Source organism: Flagellimonas meridianipacifica, assembly GCF_003001695.1.
GTDB lineage: Bacteria > Bacteroidota > Bacteroidia > Flavobacteriales > Flavobacteriaceae > Flagellimonas > Flagellimonas meridianipacifica.
Genome location: NZ_PVYX01000002.1, coordinates 1435028 through 1460012 on the forward strand (window position 1 = coordinate 1435028; position 24985 = coordinate 1460012).

At 40.3% G+C, this 24985-nt stretch carries 27 protein-coding genes; 11 read left to right on the plus strand and 16 right to left on the minus strand.

What is annotated here, in order from left to right; all coding sequences use genetic code 11:
• Position 1 precedes the first annotated feature (1 nt).
• The 7 genes from CLV81_RS16560 to CLV81_RS16590 all read left to right on the plus strand — a co-directional run bounded on the left by CLV81_RS16560 (position 2) and on the right by CLV81_RS16590 (position 7760).
• Complete coding sequence (locus tag CLV81_RS16560) at positions 2 to 565, plus strand: RNA polymerase sigma factor (RefSeq protein ID WP_106146483.1); 564 nt, start codon at positions 2 to 4, stop codon at positions 563 to 565.
• Between the two features lies 1 nt (position 566).
• On the plus strand, positions 567 to 1808 hold the full coding sequence (locus CLV81_RS16565) for a hypothetical protein (protein WP_106146485.1): 1242 nt from the start codon (positions 567 to 569) through the stop codon (positions 1806 to 1808).
• A gap of 70 nt (positions 1809 to 1878) precedes the next feature.
• Positions 1879 to 2394 carry a hypothetical protein gene (locus CLV81_RS16570; RefSeq protein WP_146129926.1) on the plus strand — a complete coding sequence of 172 codons (516 nt, stop codon included), beginning with the start codon at positions 1879 to 1881 and terminating at the stop codon, positions 2392 to 2394.
• On the plus strand, positions 2391 to 3164 hold the full coding sequence (locus CLV81_RS16575; protein WP_106146489.1) for a tetratricopeptide repeat protein: 774 nt from the start codon (positions 2391 to 2393) through the stop codon (positions 3162 to 3164). The genes CLV81_RS16570 and CLV81_RS16575 overlap by 4 nt, the downstream gene beginning before the upstream one ends.
• A 44-nt stretch (positions 3165 to 3208) precedes the next feature.
• Positions 3209 to 5971, plus strand: a complete 2763-nt coding sequence (locus CLV81_RS16580; protein WP_106146491.1) for a serine/threonine-protein kinase — start codon at positions 3209 to 3211, stop codon at positions 5969 to 5971.
• 5 nt (positions 5972 to 5976) lie between these two features.
• The gene (locus tag CLV81_RS16585; RefSeq protein ID WP_106146493.1) at positions 5977 to 6714 is read left to right on the plus strand and encodes a PP2C family protein-serine/threonine phosphatase; all 738 of its coding nucleotides are present in this window, start codon (positions 5977 to 5979) and stop codon (positions 6712 to 6714) included.
• Between the two features lie 41 nt (positions 6715 to 6755).
• Positions 6756 to 7760, plus strand: a complete 1005-nt coding sequence (locus CLV81_RS16590; protein WP_146129927.1) for a hypothetical protein — start codon at positions 6756 to 6758, stop codon at positions 7758 to 7760.
• Between the two features lie 379 nt (positions 7761 to 8139).
• Here CLV81_RS16590 and CLV81_RS16595 read toward each other — a convergent pair whose 3' ends face one another.
• The 9 genes from CLV81_RS16595 to CLV81_RS16640 all read right to left on the minus strand — a co-directional run bounded on the left by CLV81_RS16595 (position 8140) and on the right by CLV81_RS16640 (position 13515).
• Positions 8140 to 8655: a DUF481 domain-containing protein gene (locus CLV81_RS16595; protein WP_158259146.1), complete on the minus strand. Its 516-nt coding sequence runs from the start codon at positions 8653 to 8655 to the stop codon at positions 8140 to 8142.
• A 26-nt stretch (positions 8656 to 8681) separates the two neighbouring features.
• Positions 8682 to 8897: a hypothetical protein gene (locus tag CLV81_RS16600; protein ID WP_106146499.1), complete on the minus strand. Its 216-nt coding sequence runs from the start codon at positions 8895 to 8897 to the stop codon at positions 8682 to 8684.
• 86 nt (positions 8898 to 8983) lie between these two features.
• Entirely contained in the window at positions 8984 to 9277 is a 294-nt protein-coding gene (locus CLV81_RS16605; RefSeq protein WP_146129928.1) for a DUF2513 domain-containing protein, read from the minus strand.
• A 29-nt stretch (positions 9278 to 9306) separates the two neighbouring features.
• Positions 9307 to 9867 carry an HdeD family acid-resistance protein gene (locus tag CLV81_RS16610; protein WP_158259147.1) on the minus strand — a complete coding sequence of 187 codons (561 nt, stop codon included), beginning with the start codon at positions 9865 to 9867 and terminating at the stop codon, positions 9307 to 9309.
• Positions 9868 to 9889: 22 nt separating this feature from the next.
• On the minus strand, positions 9890 to 10435 hold the full coding sequence (locus tag CLV81_RS16615) for a DUF4136 domain-containing protein (protein ID WP_106146505.1): 546 nt from the start codon (positions 10433 to 10435) through the stop codon (positions 9890 to 9892).
• A 65-nt stretch (positions 10436 to 10500) separates the two neighbouring features.
• Complete coding sequence (locus CLV81_RS20730; protein ID WP_211298018.1) at positions 10501 to 10890, minus strand: CsbD family protein; 390 nt, start codon at positions 10888 to 10890, stop codon at positions 10501 to 10503.
• A 54-nt stretch (positions 10891 to 10944) separates the two neighbouring features.
• On the minus strand, positions 10945 to 11337 hold the full coding sequence (locus CLV81_RS16630; RefSeq protein ID WP_106146507.1) for a CsbD family protein: 393 nt from the start codon (positions 11335 to 11337) through the stop codon (positions 10945 to 10947).
• Between the two features lie 35 nt (positions 11338 to 11372).
• Positions 11373 to 11708 carry a putative quinol monooxygenase gene (locus CLV81_RS16635; protein WP_146129929.1) on the minus strand — a complete coding sequence of 112 codons (336 nt, stop codon included), beginning with the start codon at positions 11706 to 11708 and terminating at the stop codon, positions 11373 to 11375.
• A 196-nt stretch (positions 11709 to 11904) separates the two neighbouring features.
• Entirely contained in the window at positions 11905 to 13515 is a 1611-nt protein-coding gene (locus CLV81_RS16640) for a sigma-54 interaction domain-containing protein (RefSeq protein ID WP_211298019.1), read from the minus strand.
• Between the two features lie 295 nt (positions 13516 to 13810).
• On the opposite strand from CLV81_RS16640, the gene CLV81_RS16645 reads away from it, so the two are divergent.
• The 3 genes from CLV81_RS16645 to folE all read left to right on the plus strand — a co-directional run bounded on the left by CLV81_RS16645 (position 13811) and on the right by folE (position 16601).
• Entirely contained in the window at positions 13811 to 14386 is a 576-nt protein-coding gene (locus CLV81_RS16645) for a hypothetical protein (protein ID WP_106146511.1), read from the plus strand.
• Between the two features lie 541 nt (positions 14387 to 14927).
• Positions 14928 to 15590, plus strand: a complete 663-nt coding sequence (locus tag CLV81_RS16650) for a glutaredoxin domain-containing protein (protein WP_106146513.1) — start codon at positions 14928 to 14930, stop codon at positions 15588 to 15590.
• A gap of 306 nt (positions 15591 to 15896) precedes the next feature.
• On the plus strand, positions 15897 to 16601 hold the full coding sequence (gene folE / locus CLV81_RS16655) for a GTP cyclohydrolase I FolE (RefSeq protein WP_106146515.1): 705 nt from the start codon (positions 15897 to 15899) through the stop codon (positions 16599 to 16601).
• 55 nt (positions 16602 to 16656) lie between these two features.
• Here the strand turns inward: folE and CLV81_RS16660 are convergent, their stop codons facing one another.
• The 6 genes from CLV81_RS16660 to CLV81_RS16685 form a co-directional block, all read right to left on the minus strand.
• Positions 16657 to 17805 carry a PQQ-dependent sugar dehydrogenase gene (locus CLV81_RS16660; RefSeq protein WP_106146517.1) on the minus strand — a complete coding sequence of 383 codons (1149 nt, stop codon included), beginning with the start codon at positions 17803 to 17805 and terminating at the stop codon, positions 16657 to 16659.
• A gap of 86 nt (positions 17806 to 17891) precedes the next feature.
• Entirely contained in the window at positions 17892 to 18659 is a 768-nt protein-coding gene (locus CLV81_RS16665; protein WP_106146519.1) for a universal stress protein, read from the minus strand.
• A 146-nt stretch (positions 18660 to 18805) separates the two neighbouring features.
• Positions 18806 to 19642, minus strand: a complete 837-nt coding sequence (locus CLV81_RS16670) for a dienelactone hydrolase family protein (protein ID WP_106146521.1) — start codon at positions 19640 to 19642, stop codon at positions 18806 to 18808.
• A gap of 115 nt (positions 19643 to 19757) precedes the next feature.
• Positions 19758 to 21128, minus strand: a complete 1371-nt coding sequence (locus CLV81_RS16675) for an aldehyde dehydrogenase (RefSeq protein ID WP_106146522.1) — start codon at positions 21126 to 21128, stop codon at positions 19758 to 19760.
• Positions 21129 to 21210: 82 nt separating this feature from the next.
• A complete protein-coding gene (locus tag CLV81_RS16680) occupies positions 21211 to 22401 on the minus strand; it encodes a Gfo/Idh/MocA family protein (protein WP_106146524.1) in 1191 nt (396 codons plus the stop codon).
• Between the two features lie 5 nt (positions 22402 to 22406).
• Positions 22407 to 23705, minus strand: a complete 1299-nt coding sequence (locus CLV81_RS16685) for an alpha/beta hydrolase family protein (protein ID WP_106146526.1) — start codon at positions 23703 to 23705, stop codon at positions 22407 to 22409.
• 137 nt (positions 23706 to 23842) lie between these two features.
• Here CLV81_RS16685 and CLV81_RS16690 point away from each other — a divergent pair, with 137 nt between their 5' ends.
• Positions 23843 to 24325 carry a hypothetical protein gene (locus tag CLV81_RS16690; protein ID WP_106146528.1) on the plus strand — a complete coding sequence of 161 codons (483 nt, stop codon included), beginning with the start codon at positions 23843 to 23845 and terminating at the stop codon, positions 24323 to 24325.
• Here the strand turns inward: CLV81_RS16690 and CLV81_RS16695 are convergent, their stop codons facing one another.
• Positions 24326 to 24985, minus strand: coding sequence for a class I SAM-dependent methyltransferase (locus tag CLV81_RS16695; RefSeq protein ID WP_106146530.1), 660 nt, complete (start codon positions 24983 to 24985; stop codon positions 24326 to 24328).

The following is a 24985-nucleotide window of genomic DNA, read 5'->3' on the forward strand; positions in this document are numbered from 1 at the left end:
AATGACTGACCAAGAACTTTTACGCCAGCTGAAATCAGGTAATGAGGAATGCCTTGGGCAGTTATATGCCCATTTGGGGATGGTAAAAAGCTGGATTCTCAGAAACAATGGGGACGAGGAGGATGCCCTCGATGTGTTCCAGGAAGCGATAATCGTCTTTTACAAGAATGTAATGTCTGGAAAATACGAGCAAAGAAGTAAAATAAGCACATACCTGTTTGAAATTTCCAAAAGACAGTGGCTCAACCAACTTAACCGAAGAAAGCGCCACGAGCAACCTGGGGAAGCCAATGGTTTTGAAAGCAAGTTTGAAGAAGAACTGATATATGAGGTTACCCGCAGAGGGCCCAGATTAAAGGATTATTTGGGCAGAGCCATGTCACGCTTGGGGGAACCATGCAAGTCCCTTCTAGAGGCCGCAATTTTTTTGGGCATGCGCATGGAGGATATCGCGGAAAGGTTCAACTACTCAAGTGCCCGGTCGGCGAGTCAACAAAAATTAAGATGTCTCAAAAAGCTCAGATCCAGCATTTCGTATGACGACATAATCGCTTTGGAGCAGTAAAATGATCGAGGATTTAAAGTACATAGCGCTGATAGACAAGTACCTTAGAGGTACACTGGCCCCATTGGAAAAAGATGAGGTAGAGAAGTTGTTGCAAGACAATCCCGACTTTGCCAAAGAGGTAAGGGTCTATGAAAAAATATATGAGGAAATCACCGAGAAAGAAAAGGCAGAATTAAAGAACCGCTTACGAAAGTACTATCAAGAGTATCAGGAAAACCAAAGAACTACGACTTCAGACAGACCAAACGGAAAATATCGCAGACTTTTCATTTATAGTGGGGCAATAGCAGCATGTTTGATAATCGGAGGGGCAATTTTACTTTTCAATGAATATGGCCCTCCAACATCAAACACCAAACCTACCGTAGTGGACGTGGACACAACATCCACAATAAAGACCGATTCCATTTTCGAGGTGAATGAAGGAAAACTGGTCGAAGAAAACAAGCAAGATAACCCAAATATTGACAGAGTGCAGGATAATGACGGTCTGGTCGATAGTGAGAATACCGATGATTTGCAAGAACACGATAGTGTTCAAAACCCCAACACAGAAAGAGAGGTACAGTTGGCTATTGGAGGTTACAAAACACTTCCGAGCAGAGCGGTAAGAAAATATCAATCCTCAACCCCCCTTTTCTATACTTTTCATGATGGTGTTTTCAAATTGTACGGTAATCCGTTGATGGGAAAATTGGAAGCCCTATCCCTCAGAATCTTAAAGAACCGGGAATCTGGCTATTTTCTCAAATATAAAAACGACTACTATGATTTGGAAAAAACAGAGCGGAGATTACCGTTGATAAAGGTCGATGTAAAGCGCAACAATAAGGGTGTAAATACACTTTTCAATGGGCCCTTAAAATCAGTACCATCCCAAGAGAAGGTCACATTGGATATTGTCGGAGTCCAAAATGCTTCAACTGTCCTGTCGGAATTGGTGGTCAGGTTTGATAATGACAATATTGGAGAACAAACATATTTTTTCAATAAAGAAGAACATCAGTTGGAACTTATGATCCAAGCCAATTTGGATTTGGAAAAGGTAATGGTATACCGGGTGGAAGAAACTGGACGATATTATTATTACCTGGTCCAAGACAATCAAATTTATGCTTTGGATGAAGATGCAAAAGAAGCGACGCCCTTAATTACGGTTGATATTACTAAAAACAGGTTGGCACGACTTTTTATGACAAGGGAACCCATAAAAACAGTGGTTTACGAAGAAAAAAGGTAAATGGGAATAAAAAAAGATGACATTTCCATCTTATGGTTATACATGTATGTAAACATGAACCAAACAGAAGATGAAGACCATAAATTCCTTAAAACTCAAGTTATCCCCATCTTTTTTGATACTTTCCTTCTTGTCCATGTTCCTAATATCAGGAATGAAACTTGATTACTCCCAAAATACCCAAGAACATCGGTCAACAGTAGGGTTTCACTGCTCTTTTTTTGGCAGACCCACAGAGTCGGTTTGGGAAATGGAGTTGGCCATATATAAAGCGGAATATCAAAAAATACGTGAGCTGCTTTTCTCGAATGATACCGGAAAAAGATATTTGGCGGTAATAGTATGTGAGGTATTGGAAGAACAACAAGTTTTCAAATTGACCCATTTGGAAAAAGCCCATGTTAAGGGGCTCTATGATTCAGAAAGCGAGGTATCGTTTTGTGCCGGTTGTGGATTTTTCGAATCCTACAGCTTTCGGGACTTGCTCAGAGAGAATACCCGGTTTGGGGAAGAAGCCAGGAAATGGGCTTTCAAAAAAGTAAGTAGACCAAACTCTAATGATAACCATCAAAAATTGAAACAATGAAAAAACTTGTACTGATTATAGTCTTAATGGCTTTAGTTCCAAACATAGCCATGGCCAAAAGGGTCAGGGGCCTTTTCGGAAAAAGCGAGCGCATAGAAAAAATTATGGATGTTGACATAAAGGGTTCCAATGGGGAAGACCTTTATTTAGGATATAAGACCACTTCCCAATTTTTCTTCATGGGGGTATACATGAAGGATGATGGCTATGTTTTGGGCATCAAGGGAAAATTTGGTTCCTACTACACCCTTGATGAACAACAACTGGCATCCTTTCAAGAGACCGGCAGTCTACCGAACCCTATGCCGTCTTACGAAATACCATTGACAGATTGGCTATGGGGTTTTTCCCTTTGGATATTATTGGCGGTATTGGCGGGGATTTGGTTCTTCCCAAAGAACGGAAAAGCACTTTTTGAAAGGGGTTGTACTTATTATTTTGGGAAAAATGCTAAAGTAGACTATTCCAAGGCGTTTGCATACTTTCAAAAATCCGCAAAAAAGAAGTATGCCCCAGCCATATTCAATATGGGAATCATGCACCTTAAGGGCCAGGGAGTGCCCAAAGACATTCAGAAAGCCGTTCCATTATTTGAGCAAGCATCGGATATGGGAAACACCAATGCAAATGTGACATTGGGCAACCTGTACTATGAAGGGTTGGAAATTCCGAAAGACCTGGGTAAGGCGGAACTGTGGTTCAACAAAGCCTGTGGACAGGGCCATGATGGGGCGTGCAAAATGGTCGCCCATATCCAAGAACAGGATTGATTTTTAGTACATTTAGGGAACGACCGAACAAACAACAAAAACCTATGAAACTATCACATTATGAGTGGGACCCTGAAAAAGACCTGATTGCGGAAGGTGGATTTGCCGAGGTTTTCAAGGCACGTGATTTGAATACCGAAGGCAGGTATGTGGCACTCAAGATTTACAAGGAAGCCGTTTCCAGGGGCACACAAGGGAGTACTGGACAGAAAAAGTACAGTCTGGAACAAGAGTTCTCCAAAATTGATGGGCTTTCCCATACACATCTAATCACGTATTATGATCTCGAGTACATTGTCCACAAAGATGCCATGGGCAGAGATGCCAGCTATCCAGTTCTTATCATGGAATATGCTGGGGAGGGCACCTTGGCACAGGCCATTCAAAAAGGGCTGTCCCCGATGGATTCCGAAAAAATTATTTTGGAAGTCGCCCAAGCAGTGGATTATCTTCATGGACAGGGTATCATACATAGGGATTTAAAACCCGGCAATGTCCTTTTCGGCAAGGATAGAAGTGGAAACAGGGTTTCCAAAATAACGGATTTTGGTATCAGTCAAGATGTCCTATCCGAAAAAACCATCCAACAGTCCATGACCGAGGGGGTGGGAACACCCCATTATATGGCCCCTGAACAGTTCTTCAAAAAGAAGTTTGGACTGAATGGCGAAATCGGTGAACGAACGGACGTTTGGGCCTTGGGAATCATGTTTTACAAGATGTTGACGGGAAAACTACCTTTTGGTCACAACAGCAAGGACTATGAACTGACCAGGGACAGTATCATTGGTGAAGAACCGGATTACTCGGAAGTTCCTGAAAGGTATAAAGCCATTTTACGCTCCAGTCTGGAGAAAAATGCCATAGATAGATTTTCCTCTGTCTCTGGCTTCGTACGTGCTTTGAGCGGAATCGATGATGGCGAGGGCACCATTTTTATTCCTTCAAATACATCAAAGCACGAAGGCAAAAGAGGCGAAAGGAAAAAGGTCTGGCCTGCCCTAATAACATGCTTATTGGTATTGGGATTAGGCATCGGGGGCTATGCTTTTTATCGCTCCACCAAGATAAATACGCTTTTGGCAGATGGGTGGAACCTTTATAAGGAGGGGAAGTTCAAAGAGGCCCATGATACCTATATTAAGGCCTCCAACTATGGGTCCGGGGAAGCCTTTTATTTTCTCTCCAGATTCAATCAAAATGGGTATGGGACAGAGGTCGATTACGAGAAGGGTTTTGAATATGCGGATATGGCCATTGATGCAGGATATGACCTGGCGAACTTTAATCATGGATGGGCCTATCAAAACGAACTCGGTGTGGACATGGACACGGTCGAGGCCAAAAAATTCTATGGAAAGGCAAAGAACAGCATTGTGACCTTAAGCGATGATGGTAACCCAGAGGCTCTCAATCTAAGGGGTTTAATGCACTTTTTTGGTTTTGTCATGGAAAAGGACGCGGGTAAGGCAAAACGTTACTACGAAAAAGCTTCTAGTAAGGGCCATCCAGCTGCAATTGAAAACTTGGCAATACTCAATACGTCAGAAAAAAACTATGAGGAAGCATTTAAGGGGTATGAAAAATGCACGTCCATAGGCAGGTATTCTGGATATCGGGGCATGGCGAATATGTACAGGTTTGGTCAGTATGTGCCCCAAGATACGGTTAAGGCTTTGGAACTATTTACAATCGCTGCCAAGAACGAGGATCTTATTTCCCAATTTAATCTGGGCATTTTCTATAAGAATGGAGTATTGGCCAAACCCGACCGTATAAAGGCAATCCAATGGTTCACCAAAGCGGCGGATAAAGGACATTTGGGAGCTCAAAATGAGTTGGGTACTTTATATTTCAATGACAAGAATTATCCAGAGGCCAAAAAATGGTTCCAATTGGCGGCCGAAAAGGGAAATACCTTCGGGATGCACAATATGGGTGTTATTCACTATAATGGTCTTGGGGTTCCAAAGGACATAAAACTAGCCAAAAATTGGCACCAGAAAGCTGCTGATAAAGGGTATGCGAACTCCCAATACATGATGGGTAAAATTCTTGAGTACGGGGAAGCTGATGGAACTCCGAACCTAACCCAGGGAATACGGTATTATGAGCTCGCAGCTGAACAAAATCAAGGTTTAGCTCTGTATGCTTTAGGCAGATTATATTATGAAGGAAAAGGAAAAAACAAGGATTACGACAAGGCCAAAGAATTTTTTACCAAATCAGCGGCCCAAAACATTATAGCTGCGGACTATATGTTGGGCACTATGGCTGAAAAGGGCTTGGCGGGGCCCACAGACTATTTTGAAGCCGAAAGAAGGTATCTCAACGCAGCTACTAAAGAATATCTCCAAGCCCAAATAAAATTGGCAGACCTGTATTACGACCTCAAATTGGGCAAGGACAAAAAAGGAAAGGCCACACCATGGTATTTGAAAGCCGCAGAAAAAGGGGACTTGCACAGTCAATATAGGGTGGCGGTGATGTATTACAATGGCAAATATTACTACGCGTCCAAAAAGTGGTTCCAAAAAGCGGCTGATCGAGACCATGCCAGTGCACAGAGTTTTCTTGGCTATATGTATGATAATGGTCTCGGAGGTCCGAAAAACATGAAACAGGCGTTTGGGCTATATCAAAAGTCCGCGAAAAATGGGGATAGGGTCGGAATGTATAACCTGGCCTCTTGTTACTATAGTGGCGCTGGCACCCCAAAAAACACCTATTTGGCAAAAACCTGGTATCAACAATCTTGTGAAAAGGGATATAAAAATGCCTGTGATTTTATTGCTAAAAAATATTGAAGGACATGGAAATCCAACTACCGGTCAATTGTAATGAAATAGGCAATAGGGACTCAAACGAAGATACCATATACCCTGCAATTCCAACTAAAGATACACGGCTGTTCATGGTATGTGACGGTGTCGGTGGCCAGGCCAAAGGTGAACTGGCATCCCGTCTGGTATGTAACGAAATGGCTTCTTTTATCAACGATAACCCACCCAGGGGAGTGCATACCTATTGGTTCGAAGCCCTAGAATTTGTGGAAAATAAATTCCGTGAACATTTAAAAAACTTTCCGGAGTCGAAGGGCATGGCAAGTACATTGAGCCTGTTGTATATCGGAGGTCATGCTGGAAAAGTGCAGGTGGCTTGGTTAGGTGATAGCAGAATATACCATATACGGGATGGCGAAATTCTGTACCGCACCAAGGACCATTCAGTCGTGGAGGCAATGTTGGATATGGGAGAGATTACGCAGCAGGAAGCTAAGCACCACCCCAAACGACATATCATAACGAGGGCCATCAATGGCCTGAACCCTTCCAAACCGGATGTGAAAACTATCGAGAACCTTCAAGAGAACGATTTTTTCATGCTATGCTCGGATGGTGTACTTGAAAATATGGACGAGGAAAAAATTGGAAATTGGTTCAAAAAGGAAATTCCTGTTGAGAAAATATCCGCAATGATAAAAGCCGAAGCCAATGGAAACACAAAGGATAATTACTCCTTTTACCTAATAAAAATTGATAAGATATAGGTTCTTTAAGCCTTAGAAACTTCTGTAAAAAACTTGAACCAATGAAAAATACGTATTTGAAAAATTCAGTCCTTATAATGATTGTTATGTTCCTGGGTTCGTTTAATTGCCCAGTTGAACAACATCCAATCAGTTTTATAAAGAGCGGCGATTCCATAGAACTGAATACAGACGGATTGTACTGTGCAGAGTTCTTTGATTATGTCTTTCGGGGGCATTTTGAAAATATTGACATGACCAGGGAGGACAATGAATTCCTATCGATATTCGGTCAATATCTAAGGGCTTTTGGTAGGCGGTGCCCTAATGCACTTCCCGCAGATAAAGTTGAGATTATGGAGAATGTCTGCGTTAAGGAACGGGTAACAACCAATGGTTACGGGGTTGAGACGGATAGGACATGCGTGCAGTGGAAAACCGTGGGTACAGGAATCTATGCACGCCCCGAGCTATATGGAGCTTATTTGACCGTTCTTGACATACAGAACAGGGATGCACTAAGGACTACCATTGAGATTATGACCGATCCGAATGCTATGGGAAATACCGTGGATATAGCTCATAAGGCCAAGGGTTTGGCAACAGATATGTCATTGATTTTCAATCTTAATGCCTGTAACAGTCCTTCTATTGGGCGGCTTGAAGAGAATTTAAGGTTGTTTGCTTTGGACAAGCCAGCGGTTCAAATGAAAGAACGCAGCAAATACGAAAAAATGAAAAATTCGGGAGGGCCAAATGGCGAGCAAGACTTTGAAAGGTTGATAGATGAACTAGTGGATGATCAGGCCAAAACATGGGCATTCAATCGGTATGTACCAAAAAGTGTGTCCAGTGTAAAGAAATATACAAATACCATGGGAAGACCCACAGAACTGGTCGCAAATTATAGGTACAACGGGTTCAAAACCAACAGTACAGGAACCGTTAGGATCATCTTTGAAAACGGTATTCCCAAGTGTATATATTTCTTTGATTTCCCGAACAATTGTAAGACACCAAATGCATCCATGTTAGCTTCTTATGCGAAAGGAGAATATTCCAAGTAGATTTTCAAATGAGAATGTATTTTGATAAAATTTATCTATCTACTTTGTTAACTTAAAATATGAAGTCAGGTTAAAAAAAATTAAGCGACCATTTATTAGATATTGTAGACTAGACGCATAATATTCCAATTAATTTCATGAAAGTTTTATTAGACTTTAAAAATTTTGATACAAGGGATGGATTACCCAAAAGAAATCACACTATAAAATAACCGCTCCGTAAGCTTATTAAAAGTTCGGTAAAAGGTGGTTTTATGGGATTCATTATTTGCTGTTTAAATTCATTTTATCATAGACTACAGTTGTTCGGTTTCCTGAATTAATGTGATTAAGCATACACGTGGAAGCTATTTAGAGAAGTTAATCCCTTTTCCCCTTCTTAATCAAAGGAATACACAATTCCATTGGTCCAGGTGTATTGCGTTTTGGGGACTCCTGTTGGTGGAAATGCATCAAATAAAAGGTTGAAAGTGGATGTAAATCCCAATCCTTTATACACCTCAAAGGTCAAAGAAGTGTCATTTGAGATTCTATTATCTCCAAATTCTTTGAGGTTCGGTTGGTAGTATGTGGTACTTACCATCGAAAATCGGTCGGTAGGATAAAGGCTAAAAGAAAGGTAACCGCTGCCCCTTACATCCCTATTGATATTAGTGCCAAAAGTCTCTGTTGATTTCTCATACTCATGCATCACCAAGGTTCCCAGATAGAACTTGTATTTATCCGAATTGCCAATCTTGAACCGAGGTCCCAGCCCCGCTAGGTTTCTCAAAGAAATATTGGAAACGGCATCATACTGGGATTGAAAAAAGACTTCCAAGGCAATTTTAGGTTTGAGTTTATAGTTGTAACGCAGATGAATGGTACCACTGTTTACAAACTTGCTACTGTCCAATTGCTGAAAATTTAAATTGGTGACAATCAAAAAAGGTTTCGCTTGTTCAGATATTGTAGATGTGCCCTATTGGTGACCTTAAAAATATCGTTCCTGTTCTTGATCAAACTTAGATTGAGTCCAACATTTCCCGACCATTTGGAGGTGTCGGTCACCTTTCGCAAGGATTCCACGTTCACAATTTGGGCTTGGGTGTGAACTGCAAGAAGAACAAAAATGAAAAACAGCTTTAACTTATTCATACGGAAAGAGTTTTAAAGGAAGATTCCCCCAAAGGACGCGGACCAACCAGCTGCGCCTTTAGCAGGGGGGAATCCAGAAGGATATTCTACATTAAATCCGCAACAACACCTATTCCTTCCTCAACAACGTTAACGGTACTGTTCAAGGTCTGAAATACGTACTCATGGCCCTTCCAAGTAAGTCTGATCGGCAATTCCCGGCCTTTATCGTTAGTACCTGTTTTTATAAAATCGGCATCTTTCAACAGTTGGATGTGATAATCCACTTTTCCCTTGGAATAGCCTTTTATGGAAAAATCAGTTGGAGCCTTTTCTCCTTGGTATTTCATTTTCTCAATCCTACGGATGATTTCCGTAAGACATAACATATCCCTTTTCATAATATCTGATATATCGTTATCCCTTGTTATCAATCTTCAATTGGAATTGGGGTAGGCGTAGGGGCCTCTTCTTTCTGGAAGCCCTTGGCAATCAAATAACTTCCATAGAGCAGAAACTGCATCCCCATAAACATGGTCACCGACAACGCTCCGACCAAAGGCCTGAAAATTATAATGCCCCCGAACAAAATGGACAGTAGGCCCATCACCAATAACACCCACCATTTCTTGAACTTAAGTTTCTTAAGCCCGAATGACAGACCGGATTCCATTATACCGATGGCCACTGTCCAAGAGCCGATGAACATGACCAATAAAGGTGCTGTCATTCCTGGATAGAACATGAGCATGGCGCCTAGTAGTATATCTAAAATCCCCAGCACAAGTGTCCAGCCCCATTTGTTATAGAACTTTCTTACTGTAATACTACCTATTATGAAAACTAATCCCGTGAAAAAGGTCAGCAATCCAATGGTCGCCGTCAGGCCCACAATCGAGGCCAACGGGTTTCTGAATACCAGTACGGCCACAACAATGAACAATACTCCCCTCAAGAGGTACATCCACCAATTTTTTCTTTTGAATTTCATGGTTCTTTCTTTTTTTGATGATTTAGCTCTTGGGCGGATATTTTGATAATATTGCCTTGACAGCTTCATTGATGGTTTTCTCCATATCGTCCTGTTTTCCAGTGATGATACCGTTCGCCAATCCCCTCCAGACCAATTTATTGGCGGAGACATCCACTAAATCAATTACCAATGTTCCAAGCTCGTACTCCTTGATATAGGTATCCACATGTGCCATACCACCATATCGCTGGTTTCGGTAGGAGGTATGAGTGATGCTCTGGGATTCTTGGGTGTCCACAACAAAAAAGTTGATGTGAAGGTTTGGGGTTTCAGTTTCTTCCAACCCCTTCTTTTTCAACTGGTCATGTATCGCATTCTCAAATGCTCTTTGATTCTGACTGCTATAGTTGTCATGGGTGTCCGAATATGATAGCTCCTTGTCGAACTTATAGCTTTCGTAAGTATTAAAATCGGCCTGCTTATCATATTCAACAGCCGTTTTCAAGTTTTTAATGGAATTACAGCTTCCCAAAATTAGAAGGGTCGGCAACAAAATTCCAATCAAGTAAATGTTTCGTGTTTTCATTTTATTTGTTTTTAAGGATGGTTTAAACACACCCCTGGTATAGCCCAGGGGTGTTTAGATAGTTGTTAGGATATTTTTTTCAGGAATTGATCTACTTCCTCAAGGGCCTGCGACCTGGTTTTTCCAAGTTTTTCTTGGAGAAGACCGACCAAACGGGTTCTACTGCCATTGATTTTATCTGCTTCATTTTCAGTGATCTCTCCCCAATACTTTTGCATTTTTCCCTTAAGCTGGTTCCACTCTCCTGAATAGGTCATGTTGTCATAACGGTCCTGCAGCTTGTTGACCTCTTTTCTGGCCTCCTCAATGGAGTGGCCGTATTTTTGCTGTAACAGGCCTTCCAATTTTTTGGCGTCCCCAGCAATTTGATCTAGTTCGTTATGGGTCAGTTTTCCCCAAGTTTTTTGAGCCTCGCCTTTAAGCTCGTTCCAGTAACCATTTAAAATTTCACTCATGATTTTTGATTTAATTGATTAATAATTATTGTTTTAGTGTTTTTACATTTTTGTTCAATCCATGAATTGTCTTAGAAATCTGCTTACCTCGTCCATCGCCCTTTCCTTGGTCCATCCATATTTCCGCTCTACAGTTCCTAACATTCGTATTCGGCTACCATTGATATATTTGATATCATCACCATCAAGTGGAGGCCAGAAGTCCAATAAATGGACCTTGATGAAATTCCAATCCGCCAAGAAAAACAGGTTATCATATCTATTGATCAGGTCCTTGATCTGTTTTTGGATTTGCCATGCATTAAATTCATATTCACGTCGTATTAGTTTTTCCAATTCAATAGCGTTTCCATTGACCTGGTTCAATTCTGCTAGGTTCAATCGTTGCCATGTGATCAGGGCCTCCCATCTTAGGTCTTCCCAATAATCTTCCAACAAGTGGTTCATTTTCTGCTCTGTACATTTCTATCATTCAGGAATCCTCAATGGGCCTGCAGTATGTTTCTCAACTCCTTCAGACCATGGATTCCCATGGTCATTTGATTTTTGAAGTATCGTATCTCAGGATTTTTTTTGAGAAGTTTTAAGGCAATCAGGACCATCGTGAACTGATCTGATTTTAGGTGCATCCGAAACCCATTGGGGTTCTTCCAACTTCCAAAGAATGAAAAGATATTTTCATTCTCGACATCTTGATAGATTTCAAATTTTTCGCAATAGTGGTCTTCTTTTGTTTTCAGGGCCACTTCTTGCATGATGTTCAAAAATTCACTTCGTTTGTTGCTTCTTACTTCTACTAAAGCCATTATTACCGTCATTATTGATTAAAAATTTTAAGACGGCATACCATATCCAATGGCCGTGCCACGACGTTAATATTTATTTAATTAATTGATAATCAATATTTTAAAAATATATAAGACGCGAGTCAAAGAAGAAGTTGCCTCGAAATACCACGGCTTCCGCTATATATGGCGGAAAATGGGATGGATTATTCTAGGAAAGAAAGAAAAATTAAGATGAGACATCTTTTTTAATGCCCAGTTTCAACATTCTAGATCGTAAGGTACTCGGATTGATATCCAGGATTTTGCTGGCACCCGTTTGGCCCTCTATTTTCCAATTGCACTTTTTAAGTACCTGAAGAATATGTGTTTTTTCAACGTCTTGTAATGAACTGTTTGTCCGATGTACTGAAGAAGGCTCGGTTTTGATCAGGGCATCCTTGAGACTCAATACATTGGTTTCCGAGGTGATTACGGCACGTTCTACTATATTCTCCAATTCCCTGATGTTCCCCGGCCAGTGGTGTTCCCCTAATTTTGAAATAAGGGCTTCGGGGATGGTATCAATGGACTTACCGATTTTTTTTCCCGTTTTGCTCACAAATTGTCGGACCAAAAGGGGGAGGTCCTCCATTCGCTCACGAAGTGGGGGCACTTCCACGGGGAATACGTTCAATCGATAATAAAGGTCTTGTCTAAAGGTTCCCTTATCAATTTCTTTCAATAGATCTCTGTTGGTGGCGGCGATGACCCTAACATTCACGGTTTTTGTCTTTGGGTTTCCAATACGCTCAAACTCACCTTCCTGCAAAACACGTAGTAGTTTTACTTGAAGTTCGAGGGGCATCTCACCTATTTCGTCCAAAAAAATAGTGCCCTCGTGCGCCATTTCAAAACGTCCGATATGCTGGTTAATAGCTCCGGTAAATGCACCTTTTTCGTGACCGAAGAGTTCACTTTCAATAAGATAGGTGGGCAAGGCCGCGCAATTCACCTTGATCAAGGGACGTTGGTTTCTTCGGCTATTTTTATGTATGGCACGCGCAATAAGCTCTTTTCCGGTACCTGTCTCCCCTAGGATTAAAACCGTACTATCGGTGGGAGCTACCTGTTTGACCTGCTTAAGGGTGCTTTTGAGTGACCCGCTTTTCCCAATGATCTCTTCAAAGTTAAGATTTAACTTTATTTCATCTTGTAGGTATTCACTCTCCTTTTGGTATTGGTTCTTTAGGGTTTCCAGTTGTTTGTACGCCCTCTGTAATTCTTCCTGGCTAGCTTTCCGATTCAAGGCATTGGCAAAAATTTCGCCGACCAACTTTAATCGGCTGATATATTTCGAGGACCAATCAATTTTCTTTTCGTAGGAATCAAAACCCAGAAAGCCTATTGGCTTTTTATCGATTACAAGAGCCGTATAAAGAAGAGATTGCAGCCCAAAGTTTTTCATGAACTTTTTGGTGTTCTTTGCGTCATCAGGTAGGGCATCCACATCACCTATACATATCATACCTTGATTTGTCAATTCATTGACGGCATATGGGAATTTGCTCATTGAAATCTGCCTAAAATCCTCATGGGTTATAAAAGAATCTAGGTGGGGTCGAGCATAGAAATGAGTAGTTGAGGCCAATCCTGTTTCTTCGGAGTAGGTGTTCAGGCTGCTGTAATCGACATCCATGAATTCGGTCAACGACTTGAGGGAATTTTTGATTTCAGTATCGATTTCACCAACAGGCATATTGATAAAACGGGTTGATAGCTTTGAAATCAATTTCTCAAACTTAAGCTGTTGCTCAAGACGTGATGCTAGGGGGTTAGGATGTGAATTGGCTGAACCCATAGTACCTTAAAAGTATGTAAAAAATCATAAAACGTTAATATCCAAATATTAACATTTTGATTAGAGCTACTTTGGGTAAACCTTATTAGAGCATAGTATCAAAAAGGTCTGTTTTTGGGACCATACTGGAAGGGACAGCGGGATAGGGGAGTAGCTACCTATTCACATTCTATTTTAATTGTTCCTTTGAATATGTTTTAACATACCAATTGTGTAATGCACTTCTCAACCGTAGTAAAAAAGGTCAACGACCTGCCCAAGTGTCGTAAAATTATTATAGCGATATTTGAAGGTTATGCAAATTAGTGGTAAACTGACATTCTTTTCAGAAACAGGAACTGAGGGTGGTTATTGGGCCTTCCAGGACCATGATTACATTAAGTTGGAAGCTCCTGATTTTGGCATAAGGGAGAAAAGGGAAGTATGGGACAGCAATGATCTGACCAGAAGAGGTTTTACTTTAAACTCAGAATTTTGGGATGGTTCAAATTGGATTGTGTTGCCGGACCCCATATATCTAGATAAAGATTATAAAATTTCATCCCTCAATCTTGGGGAAGTTAAGGGTGATAGATTGGCCGACAAACGGTTGATGGAAAAACATCAATTTACCATTGAGTATTCCGAGCAACGATTTGATAGAATTTATGGTGAAGGGAAGTGGCGCAGGGTTAGAGAGGGCACTATTGAAATAGATGACGGGTCGATTAGGTTCGCAGGACTGTATCCCTCCACTAGTCCCAAAAGGCCATACAATGTTCCAAAGGGTGGATTGACAAGGGTGACCATCCAATGGGAAGATGGTAAAATTGAACACGAAAGAAAATCGGATACATTGTTATTGGAACGTTGGGATTATAAAGGCCAATAAGGAGGCTTTGAATAGAATAGATGGAAAAGAGCAAGTAATACTTTTCGAGGTTCCTGAAGGTTGGGAAAAAAACTTCAATAAAGAATTGAGAAGAGCTCAAAACCTGAGTTTTATAAATGAGTCACAATCAAAAGGGTGCTTATCAGTTTTTATGTTAATAGCAGTAATTATTAGCTTAATTTACTTTTTGTAGTTAAAAAGGCTGATTTCCAAAGATATTGCAACTATAATCTAGGAAACATTTACTTACGGGAATTTTAAAGAACAAAAAGATTAAAGTTCAATGTTAATTGTACATTTTAAAATATCAGATTGTACTTTTTAAATTGTCATTTACAATTTTACATAATAGAATTATAGCTATCAAATGGATAAACCGCTAGAAAAGCAAAACAATACATTTGTACTATAATTTATATTATGTAAAATAAGAATTTTAAACCCCCTATCACTAAAAGCTCTTTTATATCGAGTAACCATTTAAAATATACGCTTCACCTCCGTATCTTTAATAATCCAATGATTTGCCGTATTTTAAGGTATGCAATTAATTGAAAAAGAAATTAACTTCTCTAGCACTATCCCAATAGCACTGACTTTATGGCTCTGTCTTGTAGGGACTTTTGCTTATGCACAGCAAGGCACCATCAAGGTAGTCGAAACCCAATCCAAAAATCGGATTACATTTTTTGCAGAGAACAGAACGTATACAGATTATGACGTGCTGTTTGAAGTAAAAGGCACCAATTTTAGACAAAGTGCAGCCAAACCCAGATGGATTCGTGTTCCTGCAGCCTCCAAAGTTCATTTAAAGACTATTATCCTACTTCGGGACAAGACACCGGTTTATTCTAAAATCTTCAAAACCAACGACAGTTTATCAAAACGGGCTGTTAAGAAAGAGTTTACCAAACTAAATCTCCCTCCACCTAAAGTCAAGCCTAAAAAACAAATCACTATCTATACATACACTGGTTGTGGTGCCTGTGATAGTATTGTTGAACAACTCAACACCCAAAACTTCCTTTTTAGAAGTGTTTCCTTAGATGAAAAACCTGACGTTAAAGAACAATTGGGTAAATTTTTGTCCAAATCGACGCAAGAAATGGATTCTTTATCTGGTCCTATAATTAGTTTAGGCGGTAAACTGTATAGCTGGATTACTTCTTTCGACCAGATGATGGAGGAAGTAGAAAAAGATTAGCAGTTTTTTTTGCAAAAATGACATCATGGGCTTCTCCGAGCCTAGTTCTATTCGCCTTTGCCTAAATGTAAGCTATGATCATAAATTCAGACATATTATTTGGTCCTGCTATCCCTTCATTTATTTCATATCTCTAGGGATTTCGACGGACAAACAGTTGGTACGATATTTGCTGATTACACAATAAGCTATATGTTTGTTAAAATTGTTTAATATTTTTAGTTTTTCATTAAACAAATCATTAGCTTTAACTTGTTAAAATTTATAATTGAACTGGGAGCTTTTTAGTTCCACTGGAATTATCAAATGAAAGATCAAGATTTACTACTAGAAGATTACCTCGAATCCACAGATTTATTGAACTCTTATACCCATGACGAGATTGGCGATGACCATCTATATACTGGCGTAAAAACCCCTATGAAGCCGGATGCTTTTGAGCTCTCGGATGATGAAAAAAAGGAACAGATTGCCGACCTTTTTGGTCAGATAATGGATGTTATGGGCTTGGACCTAACGGACGATTCCCTTAAAGGGACTCCCATGCGGGTGGCAAAAATGTATATAGATGAGATTTATTCGGGATTAAATCCCGCCAATAAGCCCAAGGTTGCCCTATTTGATAATAAATATCAATACAACCAAATGTTGGTTGAAAAGGACATCACCTTCTACTCCAATTGTGAACACCATTTTGTTCCTATAATTGGAAGAGCACATGTTGCATATATTTCGTCTGGTAAGGTCATAGGACTTTCCAAATTGAACCGTATTGTACAATACTTTGCCAAACGCCCTCAGGTACAGGAACGATTGACCAATCAAATTGCTTTGGAACTCCAAGCTATTTTAGGTACTGAAGATGTGGCTGTCATTATTGATGCCAAACACCTATGTGTTTCCTCCCGAGGAATAAAGGATGATACTTCCGCCACGGTTACCTCTTTTTATGGGGGTAAATTCAATACTCCTGAAAAGATTCAGGAATTGTACAATTACATCAACAATTAAGGAATACTCTTTGAAAAAGAGCCATACAGGCAACCAGTAAACACCAGATTGGTGTTTACTGGTTGCTGGCTATGGTCCTTTCATATGTTACGCGATAAATGGCATCTCCATAATCGTCTGATATCAGCATGGACCCATCTTCCAAAAACAAAATGTCCACCGGGCGACCAAATTGTTCCTGACTCTCATGGTCCAGCCAGCCTTCCAAGAATGTGGTATAGCTTACCGCTTTGTTATCTTCCAACTCCACCAATGAAATCTTATATCCCACCTTTTTAGAACGATTCCAAGAACCATGCTCGGCAATAAAAGCTTGGTTTTTATACTTTTTTGGAAACATTTCCCCTGTATAAAACTTTACCCCCAAAGGTGCTGTGTGCGCTCCCATGGCTTGAACCGGAGGCACAAAATCCTCACAAGGTCTTTGGTCACCGAATTCTGGGTCTTTAATAGTACCGCCATGACAAAATGGATATCCAAAGTGTTGACCTTGTTCGGTAATTCTATTCAACTCACATGGAGGTATGTCATCCCCCATCATATCCCGACCATTGTCCGTAAACCACATTTCTTGTGTCTCTGGATGCCAGGTAAAACCCACTGTATTTCGTACCCCATGCGCATAGATTTCCCTATTGGAGCCATCAGGATCCATTCTAGTTATGGAGGCGTATCTTTGGTCTGATACAGTACTATCGCAGATATTACAGGGTGCCCCTACAGGCACATAAAGCTTATCGTCCGGTCCAAAAGCAATATACTTCCAGCCATGGTGAAACTCGGTTGGATAATCATCATACACCACGGTAGGCTCGGAAGGATTTTCCAGCTCCTCCTCTATGTTATCATAGCGTAACAACCGATTAACTTCCGCTACGTATAAAGAACCATTTCTAAATGCAATTCCATTAGGTACTTCCAATGTGGAATCCAAGACAATTATGCGATCCGCTTTGTAATCTTGGTCCCGGTCCTGAATGGCATACACCGTTTTGTCGTTTCGCGTACCAACAAATAATGTCCCGTTGTTCCCCATAGCCATCGAACGCGCACCATCCACTTTATCTGCGTATACTTCAATTTTAAAGCCATTGAGCAACTTCAACCGGTTAAGGGGCAATTCAGAGATTGGTTCCTCATACTGCTTGGTTTCAGTAGTTTTTTCACTATTTAATTTGTTTTTACAACCTATAACTAATACCATTAGGCATGTTAGCACTGTAGCTGCGGAAAAAAGATTTTTCATTTTATATAATAAAGAATAAAAAGGGTTACAACCTGAGGACATTTTCATGATAGAAGTAAAACCGGAACATTTACTTTTCGCAACAGCTGCTCGGTTTCGTCACTCTGGAAGCTAAATTTAACGGATTTGGTTTTGGGAATACAAAACAACTGGGTTTTTGTTCGTTCAACATAGGAAGTGAGCCCGTCTATTGCGTTTGTTCCTTCGGAAAACACATAGGAAACCGTTTTGTTATCCGTCTCTTGCCCAGAAGTATCATTTTGTCTTCCCTTTTTAATGCTAAACAAACGTATAGGTTGGGTAGTTTCCTTTTTCAAAACCTGAAGAATTTCGTTCTTGGCATCTGGTATTGAATCACCGAAAATGCCTAAGGATAAATCTTTAAAAGATAGTAAGTTGTCTTTTTCACCAACAATCAATAAGGTCAGTTTTTCTTCAACCCCACCCAAAGCCCTATACTTGGGTTTTCCCAATACCAAAATGTCGGGATTTGTTTCTCTCAGGTAGCTCTTGAGTTTATTCTTCACATTCCCATAACTAATGGTATATGAAATGTCTAAACTTTCATTTTCTCCCATGGTTTTTGTCAAATCTTGAATGGTTGATTTTGCGAGCCTACTATCTTCGTAAAGGTCACGTTTGGCCGAAAACTGATTGGCTTGTTTTACCACTTTCAACGGGGATTTGATATAGAGGGCTTCCACCCTACCACCAAGTGTTTTCGCAAGCTCCACGGCACTGCGCAGTGCAGATTTGGAAGAGTTGTCCATGTCCATCAAAACAGAAATATGGTATTTTGCTTTGGAAGCCATACTGCGCTTAAAGTCTTATTAATGGTTATCAGAGAATTATAAAGATAACCATATTCCAGGTACGGCGGATTTATGCAAACAAGAGTTAACAATGACCGTAAGACGAATTTGTTGAATCTTCCCTACGGTCAATAACATTGAATTTTTTAAAACGACTCTTCAAAAAGTGCTTGTAGACTAGCCCATGATTTTGCATCCGCATCGGCATCATAAGCAAGAGGAAGTCCAAATTTTTCTCCATTGGCATCCGCCTCTTTACTTGTAAAGCTATGCTTAACTCCAGGATATGAAATATATTGATAACTAGCACCTATGGAATCCATGGCCGATTTAAACGCCTCAATAGACTCTGGACTAATAAAAGGGTCGTCTGCCCCATTGCAAACCAATACTTTAGCCTTTAAATCAGAGCTGGGCATTACAGGTAATTGAACACCGCTGTGAAATGCAGCAACAGCATCTAGGTCCGCTCCAGAGTTGGCCATGGTGAGCGCCACACTTCCTCCAAAACAATAACCAATGGCAGCAATTTTATCGGCGTCTACGGACTCATGTGATTTGAGTACAGCTAAAGCGGCATTAAATCGAGCTGTAGCCTCTGGAAGGTTGGTCATTACGCTCATGGCAAATTTCCCGGCATCATCTGGATGATCGGCCAGCTTACCATCACCGTACATATCTACAGCGATCGCAGTATACCCTAATTCGGCTAGCATATCTGCTCGCTCACGCACGTAATCATTATGCCCCCACCATTCATGAACTATTAAAACTCCTGGCCGTTTCTCGCTAGCATTTTCATCAAATGCAATATATCCTTTGAGATTTGTGGAATCCGTAGCATAAGTTACCTCCTCCCCTTTTACTTTTACAGGTAGTTCTTGAGAAACTTCTTCGGTTGCTTTTGTGGACTCCGATTTCTGTTTGCACGATGCAGCAAATACAAGTCCGAAAAATAGCATTAGTACGGTTAATTGTTTCATTGTGATTGTTTTTTTGAGATTTATAAAGATAGCTAAAGAAGCGTAATGCTTTTGATGTTATTTCCACGAACTATACAATTCAGCTTATAACAGTCGCAAAAAAATCATTGGGATTTCAAAAAAGATGTCGGAATAGCTTTATCCATTTGAGAGGTAGTGTATATGGAGGATATCGGAAGGGAATATCTCCCCAATTTGGTTTTTTCACCAAGGATTTTTTATGCGAAAACAACTTAAAGGAATGCTTACCGTGGTATCCTCCTATTCCAGATTCCCCGACTCCTCCAAAAGGAAGGTTTTTATTGGCTATGTGCATAATCACATCGTTGATACCACCACCTCCAAATCCATAAGTATTGATAATCTTTTGTTGGAATTTTTTCCTTGTTGAAAAAACATATAGCGATAAGGGTTTTTCATACCTAAGAATAATATCCCCAATTTCTGATTCAGAATCATAGGACAAAATTGGGAGAATAGGCCCAAAAATTTCACCCTTCATCAGATGACTTTCCAGGTCAGGTTCATCAATCAAGGTAGGTTCAATATATTGCGTTTCGTCATTAAAGGAGCCCCCAGAAAGCACGGTTTGTCCAGTTATCATAGCCTTTAGGGATTCATAATGCTTTTTTGTGGTTATTCGGGCAAGGTCATCCGATGCTTCAATCGAACTTCCATAAAACTTTTGGATATTTTTCTTTAGAGCATCAACAAAACCATCCTTTACACTTTTATGGACTAGAATATAATCAGGAGCAACACAAGTCTGTCCAGCATTCATGAACTTTCCCCAAACTATTCTTTTCGCGGCCAACTTGATGGCTGCTGTTTCGTCAACAATACATGGGTTTTTACCTCCCAACTCTAAAGTAACTGGAGTTAGATGTTCTGCCGCACTTTGGTAAATAATTTTACCAACGTGCGAGCTTCCCGTAAAAAAAATATAATCCCATTTGTGGGATAATAATTCTTGAGACACCTCTACCCCACCCTCTACAACGGAAACATATTCTTCATCAAATACCTCTTCCAAAAGCTTTAGAATTGCTCTTGATGTGTTTGGACTCAATTCGGAAGGTTTAAGCACCGCTGTATTCCCTGCTGCCAGAGCACCTATCAAAGGTGAAATAGCAAGCATAAAAGGATAATTCCATGGAGATATAATCAAGACTGTGCCATACGGTTCGTGATAAAGCCAATCAGATGAGGGAAAATTGGCCAAAGGCCCTGAAACCCGTTCTGGTCTTGTCCATTCATCCAGATTGTTTATAATATATTTCAACTCAGAGAGTACAATTTGAGTTTCCGTGACCAGACTCTCAAACTTCGGCTTTTTGAAATCTCTATAAATGGCCTCGCATATATCATCTTCATGAGCTATCAACGCCTTGTACAGTTTTTTCAAATAGGTTTTCCTATAGCTTACGTCTTTGGTTTGCTGTGAAGCGAAAAAAGATTTTTGAGTTTCAACCAAGTTCTTGATCATAATTCAATGGTGTATTTGGGGCATCAAATAGTTTTAAAGAGAGATTGTAGCAACAATTGATAAAAAAGTACCACCTACCGGATTAGGCCTCAACAATATCCGTTTGGTCATCGTTAAACTTCATCCGCTTTCCACTCCAATAAGAGGCCGCAGCAAGATAAGAAGGTTTTACAGCCTCCAAACCAATTTCTATTGGAGCCGACACTTGTTTGCCCAATACTAAACCATCTAAAAAATCATCCATATGGGCCCTGGTCAAGTTCTCATTGTTATCAAAAACAACGGGGGAACCTTCGTGTGGGGTGTAAATATATCCGGCCCTGAAAAGTTCTAATTTCCCTTTGGTTCCATGAAACAAAACAGAATCATGTTGGTTTTTGACAGGCAAAATGCTGCATTCGAATGTAAAATTCCATCCTGCTTTGTACTGAATAATAGTATTAACCGTATCTGGATTTGTTCTGCCATCTTTAAGATGGTAAATCCCTCCTGACGTTACTGCATTCATGGGGTTGGGATCGTCCATCATCCATTGGGCGACATCTCCCCAGTGGGTCAGCAAATCTGATAAAATACCCGTTCCATACTCTTTATAGTGTCTCCAACCATCATATCGGGGCCAGTGATAATCCACTTTGGGTGAGTTCCCCAAAAATGTATCCCATTTAAAATTTTTGGGCATCGGTTGTTCTTCCAGTTTCCTCCGCTGCCATCCAAAATTGCTCCATACCGCACGCGCAAAAATAATGTCCCCCAAAAGCCTGGAACCACTAAAGAATTCTTCCTTGACCCTTTTAAACATTTTACTACTGCGTTGTTGAGTTCCTGTTTGACATACCAATCCACTTTCCTCAACGGCTTTTTTAAGAGGAAATCCCTCTTTATACTTCAAGGTCACCGGTTTCTCCAATAAGAGATGTTTGCCTGCTTCAAGTATTCTAATAGCGTAGTCCTTGTGAAGGTGGTCTGGAGTGGCCAACACCACAGCATCCACTTTCGAGTTTGAAAGAACTTCCTCTAAATCAAAGGTCGTTTTTATATTGTTCGTTTTGGTGTATTCCTGGGTGCGTTTTATTTGTTCATCCCATACATCACAAAAGATAATAGGTTCCATCCTATTTGTGGCCAGTAGTTCTTTCAGAACCCATCTTCCCCTTCTACCCGCTCCTACCAGTGCAATTCCAATCTTATCGTTGGCTCCCAAGATTTTGCTGTACGAATTTGCTGCCAAGGCCAACGCTCCTGTGCTTAAAAGAAAATCCCTACGTTTCATGTGCTTTAATTTTGAGTTATTGGTGTTTCATGCAGTAATTCCATGCCAACAGATGTTCGGGGCTTGAAGCCTTTCCAATTTCCAGTATTGGCATTGGGTTCCAGGTCCAAGTATTCCATATTATCCTCTCCCCTTAGATGAATGCCTAAAAAAGCCGTGATAAAATGTTGATTTACATTGTTTATTCTACGCATATCCCATACCGAATCCGCATAGCGCAAGTATTCATCGATATTGAGACCTTTTTGCATAGTTTCAACAGTAGGAGGATTTGGAGCTACATTATGCCGTGCATTGATATAGGTCAGTAAATACCTATCAGAATTTATGGCTCCTTGATAAATGGCCTTTATTCCTTTTTCATATCCAGAGATATCATCCTCACTTCCAGCTATGAAAAATGTAGGTACCTCAAGTCCTGCCAATCCCTTGTCATCCCATACACCTCTGGTCATCCCCCAGGGTGCCATTGCCACAAAGGCCTTAATTCTAGAATCCATCATTTTCTTATAGGACTTACTGGACATCGTACGTTCATCTAGAGCGGTATTACCACCTGTCATCGATTTATAAAACCCAACTGCCGCTTCACTATAACCAGCACCGCAAGTATTCAATCCGCCGTAACCTCCCATGGAATACCCTACAAGTCCTGTTTTGGAAACATCCACCATCCCTGATAAAAAACTACCGCTTTCAGGTTGGGAAAGTTTGTCAATTTCATTCAGCACAAAAAGTTGATCCAGAGACCTGTTCACCAAAGTACTGGTAAAGTTTGCAGCATCCTTGTAGGTTGAATCAGTGTGATCAATAGAGACAACAACATACCCTTTTGATGCCAAGTTCTCCGCCAAGTAAGTAAATAAAAAACGGGACCCTACATAACCGTGGGAAAGTATAACCAAAGGATATTTTTTTGATTCCTGAAGTATTTTTGCATTTCTAAGTGCTCTACCTTTAAATGTAAATGGCACGACAGGTCTTCCCTCAGTTCCATTTCTACCTAAAACTTGAGTATATTCCTCTATTTCCTTGGTACCATTAGGAATTGTAGCAGGATACCAGGCCTCCACCGTTATTTTTCTATCATAAATTGGTGCCTTGCCGTCAGCAATATTTAAAATGTCAGGTTGATTTTTATTAACAAACTCTAAAGCTTGCACCCCTACCCCATAGTCACCACGTTCTGATAAGATGGGAGCATCCGGTAATGCGTCACCAATTAAGAATTCAGATTGGGCATTAGCATATATAGATAACAAAACAACAAAGGATAGAGCCGTCAAACGTACTTTTTTGTGCATAAGAAAAAATTTCAGTTTCCAATAAATATACGTAAACTCAAGAAAAGAAAGTAAGCTGTCAACGCTGGACAAGACTGACTTTTAACAGATATTAAATAGAATATTGCTATTTTGAGCCATGATTTAAAAAACCAGCTATGAAATCTTTTAGTTTAAGAATAGTGTTCGTGTTGCTAATTGTACTCACCAACTCCTGTAATTTGGATGATGGAGTTGAGCAAACACCTCTTCCCAATTTTGAAGTGATTGGTCTCTGGGATTTGGTTGAGGTCAATATTAATCCCCCTCAAGACCTTAATATGGATGGTACAGCTTCTGCAAATTTGATGGACGAACTTGAATGCATCACAGGTAGTTTATTAATTGATGGCAACCTAGTTTGGACTTTTGAGCAATCTGATATTGCGATAACAACCATCACAGGAGACATGTTCAGTGCCGATTGTAATGGGACCATAACGGGTACAGGAAGTTGGTTTTCGGATGAAACTGAAGTAACCTTTAGCGGCAATGATGATATTCTTACAGGTTTAAGAATTTCAGGAGACCAACTTGTAAATGATATTGGCGAAGATTTACCTGGAATACAAAGTTTTGTTTACGAATTAAGGCAACCCTGACTATTGCAGAGTCTTTTTAGCTAAAATCACCCACATTTGTTTGTCATCTTCCTTTTCCCATAAACCATGGTTTTCAATTTTGGAAACTATGGAAAAACCGGCTTGTTGTAGTTCCTTTTCTACATAATGCATGGCCAAGGAGTGCGCAGCCACCTGTTCCTCCCTTGATTTTCCTATGATGCGTTTTTTCAACTTTTCCAACACCATGATTTGGCCTTTTGACTTCAAGGCTTTCCGGATGTGATTAATTACTTTTTTGTACGCTGTTATTTCGTGATAGGTATCAATAACAAAAACACAATCCAACGCACCTTCCGGTAATTTAGGATTATCATAGTCTCCAAGGATGGTTATGATATTGCTCAAGTTTCTTGAATTGGCATTTTCACGTAAAGTGGCCAATCTATCATCTCTAACATCCACCGCATACACCCTTCCACTGCTTTCTACTTTTCGTGCCAAGTGCATGGAAAGATATCCTTCATGACATCCAATATCCGCAACCACATCTCCTGCGGAAACTTCGGCCATTTCCAAAAGGAAATCGGTCTTCATCCACTTATCTCTTGATTCCCAATCACTGGAAGTATATTGAGCAAGGGATAAGGTAGATATCAACAGGGTGCACAAAAGACTAAAAAAGAGTCCAGTTTTTGTCAT